Raw genomic sequence first — 7,695 nt, forward strand, 5'->3', positions numbered from 1 at the left:
GGCGCAGCGTCGTAGAGGTCGAGCCAGGCATTGACCTCGGCGCGCTCGATGGCACGGCTCAGATCGCGCGAGACCTCCTCGATCGAAATTTCGGGAATGTGGGTTTCCGGTGGCACGACGGGCTGCAGTTCCCAGAGGGCGGCGGTCGACATGGTAGTCCTCCTCCGATTTACCTTACAGCGTAAGATTAGCGAATGATAATATGGAAGGGCCCGTTGTCAAGCAGGATTAGCGGCACCTTACAAATCCGTGAGTTGGATTCCTGGTATCGCGCGGTTAAGGCTGTCCTTGAGGGGCTTTGCCAATGACGATTCACTTTGTTCTGGGGAAAGGATCGGGATGACCGACGTCTGCACGCAGGGACTGGATACCGGCTTTGTCGGCCTGGGTTACGCCAAGGTGGCGTTTCTCGGCATCGTTCAAGGCATCACCGAACTGCTGCCGATCTCGTCGACGGCGCATATGCGCGTCGTGCCTGCAGTGCTCGGCTGGCAGGATCCCGGCTCGGCCTTCTCGGCCGCCATGCAGCTTGCGGCATTGGCTGCGGTCGTCAGCTACTTCTGGAGCGATGTCCGGGATGTCACGCTGGGTTCGCTGTCGGCGATCGTCCGCCGCGATTTCGGCGACCGGTATTTCCGCCTGGCGATCAGTATCGTGCTGGCGACCATTCCGATCGTCATCGCCGGCCTAGCGCTTTCAGGCGTTCTCAACGCCTGCAATTCGCCGCTGCGGAGCCTGAGCGTCATCGGCTTGGCCTGCATCGTCATGGCGATCCTGCTCGCGCTTTCCGAGATCTACGCCAAGCACAAGCTCACGCTCAACCAGGCTTCGATACTCGACGCGCTGCTTGTCGGCGTCGCCCAGGTCGGTGCCTTGATCCCCGGCGTTTCGCGTTCGGGATCGACGCTGACAGCCGCGCTGGGTTTGGGTTTCGCCCGGCCGGAGGCGGCGCGCCTCTCTTTCCTGCTCGGTCTGCCGGCGATCGCGCTCGCCGGGCTCAAGGAGCTTTGGGAACTGCACAAGATCCACCTCGGCGCCTATGGCTGGTCGGTCCTGGCCGTCGGCCTCGTCGTCGCCTCGATCTCGGCCTTCTTCGCCATATGGGGGCTGATGCGCGTGCTCGAGCGCTTTTCCGCCTGGCCCTTTGTCATCTATCGCGGCCTGCTCGGCGTCGTGCTGCTGATCGGCGTCGCCGTCGGTTGGTTGACTTAGAGCCGTTCACCGAATCCGCTATACCGGCACCTGAACCTTCGCTTCGGGTGTGCTGATGGATCTTGCGACGCTGCTGCAATCGGTGCCCTTGCTGGCTACGCTGGTGAAAGCGGCGCTGCCGGCCGCAGTCGGCGCGGGCATGGGTCTTGGCCAATGGCTGGCGGCGCTGCCGCCTTGCCGCAACATGACCTTCGAAACAGCCAGCTATCTGATCTGCGAGGCCGATCCAAAACACTATTCGATCGAATTGTTCTGGAGGGACCCGGGCGGCAAGCTCTACCAGTCGCTGCACAATCTTCGAAGCGCCCAACAGGCTGCGGGGCGCACCATGCTCTTCGGCATCAATGCCGGCATGTACCATCCCGATCTCGCGCCGGTTGGGCTCTACGTCGAGCGAGGGCAGCAGATCACCTCGGCGAAGATCGGATCGGGCACCGGCAATTTCTCGATGCAGCCGAACGGCATCTTCTATCTCAGCGGCAACAAGGCCGGCGTTCGCGCGACGAAGGATTATCTGAAGCGTCCGCCGCGGGTGGATTACGCAACCCAGTCCGGGCCGATGCTGGTCATCGACGGCAAGCTGCATCCGAAATTCCAGGCCGACAGCCCCTCGCGAAAAATCCGCGACGGCGTCGGCGTGCGCGCCGACGGCGTCGCCGTCTTCGCGATCTCGGATGACGTCGTGACCTTCCATGAATTCGCCCGGCTGTTCCGCGACAAGCTCGGCTGCCCGAACGCGCTGTTCCTCGACGGCTCGATATCGAGCCTCTATGCGCCGGCAATAGGCCGCAACGACGATTTCTGGAATCTCGGACCGATGATCGGCGTGTTCAGGCGCTAGCCGAGAACCGCGTCCGACGCCGGCCGCGAATCGCCCGGCCGGACCAAAAGTAAATTTTGATTCAAACTTTGTTGGTAATTTCTCATTAGGAATGGGGCTTCCGGCGGCGCTGCTCCTGCCCTCGGTCTGTTTTGTTTTGCGTACAGGTCAAGATGCGGATTTTTGGCGTCGTCAGTTTCGTGCTCGCATCGCTTGGCCTTGCCGGCTGTTCCTCGACGGCGGGCGTCGATGCCTTGCAGATACCGTCCAGCGAGACGACGAGTTCGGTTGTCAGACCCAGCGCGCCTGTGATCAAGGTCGTCAGGACGGCCGAAACGGAGACAACCGTCGAGACCATGTCGATGTCCGGCGCCGCGCGTATGAGGCCGCCGGCGCCGGTGCTTGACGCGGACAATGCGCGAACCGACGACGAGACTTCGCGTCCTGACGATGAGAATTCGCCTCCCTTCGGCCTGGCCGAGGAAGAGACGGTGGCGTTTCCCGCGCAGGACCTGCCGGACAGCGTCGAGCCGCCGGTCCAGGAGGCGGCGCTCGTCTCGCCGCCGAAGCGGCTGTCGCGCGCGGCACCCGCCATGCTGGCGAGCCCGGTCACCCGCTATGCTTTCCGCGATGCCAAGCCGATCAATTTCGGCCGCTCCTCGCCTCGTCATCTCGCCGTTCACGGCGTCGACGTCTCGCGCTGGCAGGGCAACATCAATTGGCAGAAGCTTCGCGCGCAGGGCGCCAACTTCGCCTACATCAAGGCGACCGACGGCGGCGACCATCTCGATCCGATGTTCATGAAGAACTGGCGCAATGCCGACGCCGCCGGGCTGAAGCGCGGCGCCTATCATTTCTTCTACTGGTGCCGCACCGCCGGCGAGCAGGCCGACTGGTTCATCCGCAACGTGCCGAGGGTCGAAGGCGCGCTGCCGCCCGTCATCGACGTCGAGTGGAACGGTGAGTCCTCCTGCAGGCGCAGGCCTTCGCGTGAAACGGTGCTGGAGAAGATGCAGGTGTTCATGGACAAGCTGGAGCGCTATTACGGCCAGCGGCCCATCATCTATACCAGCCCTGATTTCTATCGCGACAATCTGCGCGGCGCCTTCCCGGATTATCCGTTCTGGCTGCGCGCGGTCGCCGCGCACCCGACAAAGGTCTATCCCGGCCGCAAGTGGCTGTTCTGGCAGTATTCCGGCTCCGGCCTGTCACGCGGAGTGAGCGGCCGCATCGACCTCAACGTCTTTCACGGCGACGAGCGGCAGTGGCGCAACTGGCTGGACGGCGGGCAGATGGTCGCCGACGCGGATTGATCCGCTTTCGAACCTCTGTGCACGCGGTCGCGGCCGCGATTCTGCGTATGTCGCGTAGGCCAGCACGCCCATGAAGATCGCGAAATAGGCCAGGACGACGGCGAGGACGATCAGGGTCTCGGTGGGCACATCCAGTCTCCTTGAATAAACAGCCAAGGAGACTGCGGGAAGAGCCGCGATGCGTTGACCTGGATCAAGCGATTTGCCGTTTTATTTGGCGGCAATTTCAGCATTTCGCTAACCACCCGCTCACCCTGTCCCTTAGCGGTGCGGCAACCGCCTTGCGGTAACGTATCCGTGATCGGGTTTTGGAGGGGTCGATGCGCAGTCCAGTCGTGGCAATCGTTTTCGCAGCCGCTGTCGGCTACGGGTTCTTCAACACGCCCGGCCACAGCAACAAGCCGATCGCCATCCCTGAGGCCGCGCCCGGCGCCTCGCCGACGGCGCCGCGTCCGGTGAAGGAAAACGTCGTCGCCTACTATACCGGCGACAAGGCGATGCAGAACGCCAAGGCCAAGGGCCATTCGACGCTGCCGCGCTTCCATGCGCTGATGGCGGCCGGCACACCGGGCACCTACACGGTGAAATTCCCGCTGACCCAGAACGGCGCCACCGAGCATATCTGGCTGCAGCTTGTGGGTTACAGCGGCGGCCACTTCGTCGGCCTGCTCGCCGACAAGCCGGTCAACGGCAACCAGTACAAGATGGGCGACCGCATGACGGTGGCCGAGGCGGACGTCGAGCACTGGATGATCCGCAACGGCGGCGACGTCTATGGCGGCTACACGGTCCGCCAGGCGCTCGCCGACATGCCGAAGGAAAAGGCCGCGAAATACGGGATCACGTTCAAGGATTGAGCGTGAACCTCGAGGTGTCGCTCAGACGGTGACAAGATCCGTGTGGCCAAAGCCCTTCGAGTAATCGAGCACGGAAATCACCGAAGGCACCACGCGGAAGATGCGCACCTCGTCCGGCGTCGGCATTGGGCCGGGCAGGGAGGCTTGCGGCGGATATTTCATCGGCAGCATCCGCAGAACCTTCTCGGCCTCGGCCTTGTCGGTGACCGGCTGCGCGCGCGCCGCCATGGAAAGCCCGGTAATCTCCATCACTTGCGGCGCGTCGTGGTCGATGGTCAGGGACACGCGATCGTCCCGCGCGATGTTCGCCGCCTTCTGGCTGTCCAGACCGCAGAGGAAGTAGAGGGTGAGGCCTTCGTTGACGTAGCCGACCGTCGTGGCCTGCGGCCAGCCGTCCGGCCTCAGCGTTGCAACCGTCATGACGCGGTGCTGATCCAAGAGCGTCTGGATCTTGTTTTTGATCTCCTTGTCCATCTTCGCCTCCAAAATTAATTCTGAAGGCGGTCATAGTACGCATCATGGATAGCTTGGCTTTGACGTGCATCAACGCATGAGCGGCAACGCGCCCCTGGCGGCGATGTTCGACAGGACGAACACATGCCGCGACTCGCTGGCGCTGCGGAACGATCCGGCGCGGCATTCGTTGGATGATCGACCAGGGACGTCGTGCGGCTAGGCAGACGCTCTCCGAAAATCAGGCGAATGACTGAACCGCACGTGTTGTCCAGCCGGAAGAGGACTTTGGCTGCGATCGAAGCCGGTCTGTGGGTCGTCGCGGGGCGTGGGCCTTGCGGCATCAAAAGCGGAAGGGACCAACATGCCACTGACACTGACAAGTCCGGCGTTCGCCGATGGCGATCCCATCCCCGAGCGTTTTGCCCGCGATGGTGAAAATATCTCCCCGCCTCTGAAATGGTCTGGGATCCCTGACGGGACCAGGAGCCTGGTTCTCGTCGTGGACGACCCCGATGCACCACGCGGGACGTTCGGCCACTGGGCGGTGTTCAACATTTCGCCCGACGTCGAGCAGTTTGCCGAAGGGGAAGACGGGAAGCCGGGAACCGAAGCGCTCCAGCAGGGGAAGAACGACTTCGGCAACGCCTCCTACGAGGGCCCGGCCCCGCCGGTCGGGCACGGAGTTCACCACTACCATTTCCGGCTGGCGGCTCTCGATGTGCCGAGCCTCGGCATTCCAGGCCAGACCGGAGTCAAGGAAATCTGGAAGGAGGCCCGGCGCCACGCCATCGAGGCGACGGAACTCGTGGGCACGTACGAACATGCCGCCTGAGTGACGAAGGCTTTCCCCGCCAGGCAGGCCGCATCACTCGGGAGGCCGCAATGAACAATCCGAACAATCTCGAACCGATGCCGGGCGATCCCAATCCTGAGCCTTCCCGGCCTCCAGCTCCGCCGGAAAACCCGCCCGGAGAACCACCAGCCGTTCCTCCGCCTTCACCCGATCCCATCCCGGGACCGGGAAGGGGACCTCCAGATATCCCGCCGGACGTGCCACCTGAGATTCCGCCGGAGGAGCCGACATTTCCCAGGCCGACGGCAGAAGAGTTCCGCGCGTAGCGGCGGCGTTGAAGCGCGTCGCGACGAAACGGATTCAGGCGACGCGCTTTACGTCCTTGTTTTGATGCCGCTTCCTTCGATCATGCGGATGACCTGCTCGATGTCCCGTGGCTCGATGCCGAGTTCCGGCAGCCCCGGCATGCCGCCTGTCGTCACGTTGTCCTGGCGCATGAGATCGACCTGGTTGCGCGTGAAAGGCGGCGTCGGGAGAAATTCCGCCACTCCCGCCAGGGCGCTCCAGGCGACGAACGGCATAGGCACCAGGATCGGATGAGCGCCGAACCTTCGGGCGATTTCGCGAACCAGCTCCCTGTAACGCAAAATGCGAGGACCGCCGACCTCGAACGTAGACACATCCTGGCTAGGATCGGCGAGCAAGCGGCTCACCGCTTCGGCGACGTCGCCGACATAGACGGGCTGAAGCCGCGTAGCTCCCTGGCCGAACAGCGGATAGACGGGCAGCAGCCGGACCAGCCGAACAAGCGTCGTGAGAAAAGCGTCGTCCGGTCCGATCATGACGGCCGAGCGCAAGACAATCGTGTCGGGAAACGAGTTCCTGACCGCGTCCTCCCCGCGCCCGCGTGCCTTGATATACCTTGATGCGGATCGCGGATCTGCGCCTATCCCCGAGATATGGACGAGCCGTTCGACCCCGGCTTGCCGCGCGGCGCTCGCCAAATCGGCTGCCGCCGTCACGTGCATCCTTTCGAACGTCAAGCCGCCATGCTCGACATAGAGGCTGACCGCGTTCACCACCGCGTCTGATCCGGCAATTGCCGGGCCGATCGATGATCTGTCCAGAATATCCGCTTTGACCTGTTCGGGCGCTTTCGCTTCCGAGCCGGTTACCCGCCGCGCTTGGCGGGACACTGCCCGCACTTCAAAGCCCTTGTCCAGCAGCCGCTCGACGATCCTGCGGCCGAGGAATCCGGTCCCGCCGAACACAGCTACCTTCATCGATGCTCCTCGCGCGTCGCTCCCAAAGCGCGTCGCGATCTTTCAGATCGCTCCATGCGATTTAGGTTTCTGGTTTGACGCATTTGTCCCGAAACCGGTTCCCACTTTGGGGAGACATGCTCTAAGGCGCGCCCGCCACGGTGCCGACGATCGCCTGGCGAGTGCCAGCAGGTCGATGTTGCCGTTTGCAGTAAGGCGATCTCCGTCCAATTCGATCCGCAGTCTCGAAGGATCGGATTCCGATTGACGCTCAAGCTCCAAGGCGATTGCCTCGCGAACCTCCTCTTGCTCCGCAGACATGTCCAAATCAGATCGCCGGAACCCATTTCCAGAACACGCCTTCCATCCTCTCGGGATAGTATTTGAATTCGCATTCGAACCGTCGTCCGTAGCTGGCAGCGGCAGCAAGCGCTGCCTTGCTGACGGGCCGCATGCCCGTTCCCGGTGCGAACCAATCCTCCAGCAGATCGTCGGGTACATAGGCGCCGATCCTCAGCGGCAGTTGCTGCAGGACGACGTCCATTTCCTTCGGCGGCACCGCGTTCATTCGCATCCGGCTCCTCGCGGGTGCGGTGAATGTGAAGTTCCTGCGATTCAAGAATTCCGAAATCACACTAATGAACTGCGGTTTCGGCCTGGAGTTCCATGAGAACCGGCAGGAACGCTTCTTCCCTTCTCCCCTTGTGGGAGAAGGTGGCCGCAAAGCGGCCGGATGAGGGGTGCTCCAGCTTGGCGATATGCTCGAAATCGCCGCAGTCTCACTCTGTCCAACACCCCTCATCCGTCTCGGCGCTGCGCGCCGATCCACCACCCGGCCCGTCGCAGGCTCCGTGCGTTCGAAGCTCGAAAAGCCAAGCAGTTGGCTTTTCGCCCGCTACGCGGACCGCTTCTCACCCCACAAGGGGAGAAGGAGAGGGCGCGCGCTATGCCTCGTTGATCATCGCCTCGATGTTGTAGCCAT

The 7,695-nt window shown here is 62.9% G+C and carries 8 protein-coding genes; 5 read left to right on the top strand and 3 right to left on the bottom strand.

The annotated features are described in order from the left end of the window. Positions 1–339 precede the first annotated feature (339 nt). The 4 genes from EOA38_RS21780 (at position 340) to EOA38_RS21795 (ending at position 4,202) form a co-directional block, all read left to right on the top strand. Positions 340–1,212: an undecaprenyl-diphosphate phosphatase gene (locus tag EOA38_RS21780; RefSeq protein ID WP_127300213.1), complete on the top strand. Its 873-nt coding sequence runs from the start codon at positions 340–342 to the stop codon at positions 1,210–1,212. 55 nt (positions 1,213–1,267) lie between these two features. Further along, complete coding sequence (locus EOA38_RS21785; RefSeq protein ID WP_127300214.1) at positions 1,268–2,053, top strand: phosphodiester glycosidase family protein; 786 nt, start codon at positions 1,268–1,270, stop codon at positions 2,051–2,053. A 152-nt stretch (positions 2,054–2,205) separates the two neighbouring features. Further along, positions 2,206–3,345 carry a GH25 family lysozyme gene (locus EOA38_RS21790; protein ID WP_127300215.1) on the top strand — a complete coding sequence of 380 codons (1,140 nt, stop codon included), beginning with the start codon at positions 2,206–2,208 and terminating at the stop codon, positions 3,343–3,345. Positions 3,346–3,665: 320 nt separating this feature from the next. Further along, a complete protein-coding gene (locus EOA38_RS21795) occupies positions 3,666–4,202 on the top strand; it encodes a DUF2314 domain-containing protein (protein WP_127300216.1) in 537 nt (178 codons plus the stop codon). 21 nt (positions 4,203–4,223) lie between these two features. On the opposite strand, the gene EOA38_RS21800 is transcribed toward EOA38_RS21795, so the two are convergent. Then, complete coding sequence (locus EOA38_RS21800; protein WP_127300217.1) at positions 4,224–4,676, bottom strand: pyridoxamine 5'-phosphate oxidase family protein; 453 nt, start codon at positions 4,674–4,676, stop codon at positions 4,224–4,226. A gap of 343 nt (positions 4,677–5,019) precedes the next feature. Here EOA38_RS21800 and EOA38_RS21805 point away from each other — a divergent pair, with 343 nt between their 5' ends. Further along, a complete protein-coding gene (locus tag EOA38_RS21805) occupies positions 5,020–5,490 on the top strand; it encodes a YbhB/YbcL family Raf kinase inhibitor-like protein (protein ID WP_127300218.1) in 471 nt (156 codons plus the stop codon). A gap of 335 nt (positions 5,491–5,825) precedes the next feature. Here the strand turns inward: EOA38_RS21805 and EOA38_RS21810 are convergent, their stop codons facing one another. Continuing rightward, positions 5,826–6,734, bottom strand: a complete 909-nt coding sequence (locus tag EOA38_RS21810) for a complex I NDUFA9 subunit family protein (protein WP_127300219.1) — start codon at positions 6,732–6,734, stop codon at positions 5,826–5,828. A gap of 307 nt (positions 6,735–7,041) precedes the next feature. Then, positions 7,042–7,272, bottom strand: coding sequence for a hypothetical protein (locus EOA38_RS21815; protein WP_126089822.1), 231 nt, complete (start codon positions 7,270–7,272; stop codon positions 7,042–7,044). Positions 7,273–7,695 lie beyond the last annotated feature (423 nt).

This window comes from Mesorhizobium sp. M1E.F.Ca.ET.041.01.1.1, from assembly GCF_003997355.1.
In the GTDB taxonomy this organism is placed as follows: domain Bacteria; phylum Pseudomonadota; class Alphaproteobacteria; order Rhizobiales; family Rhizobiaceae; genus Mesorhizobium.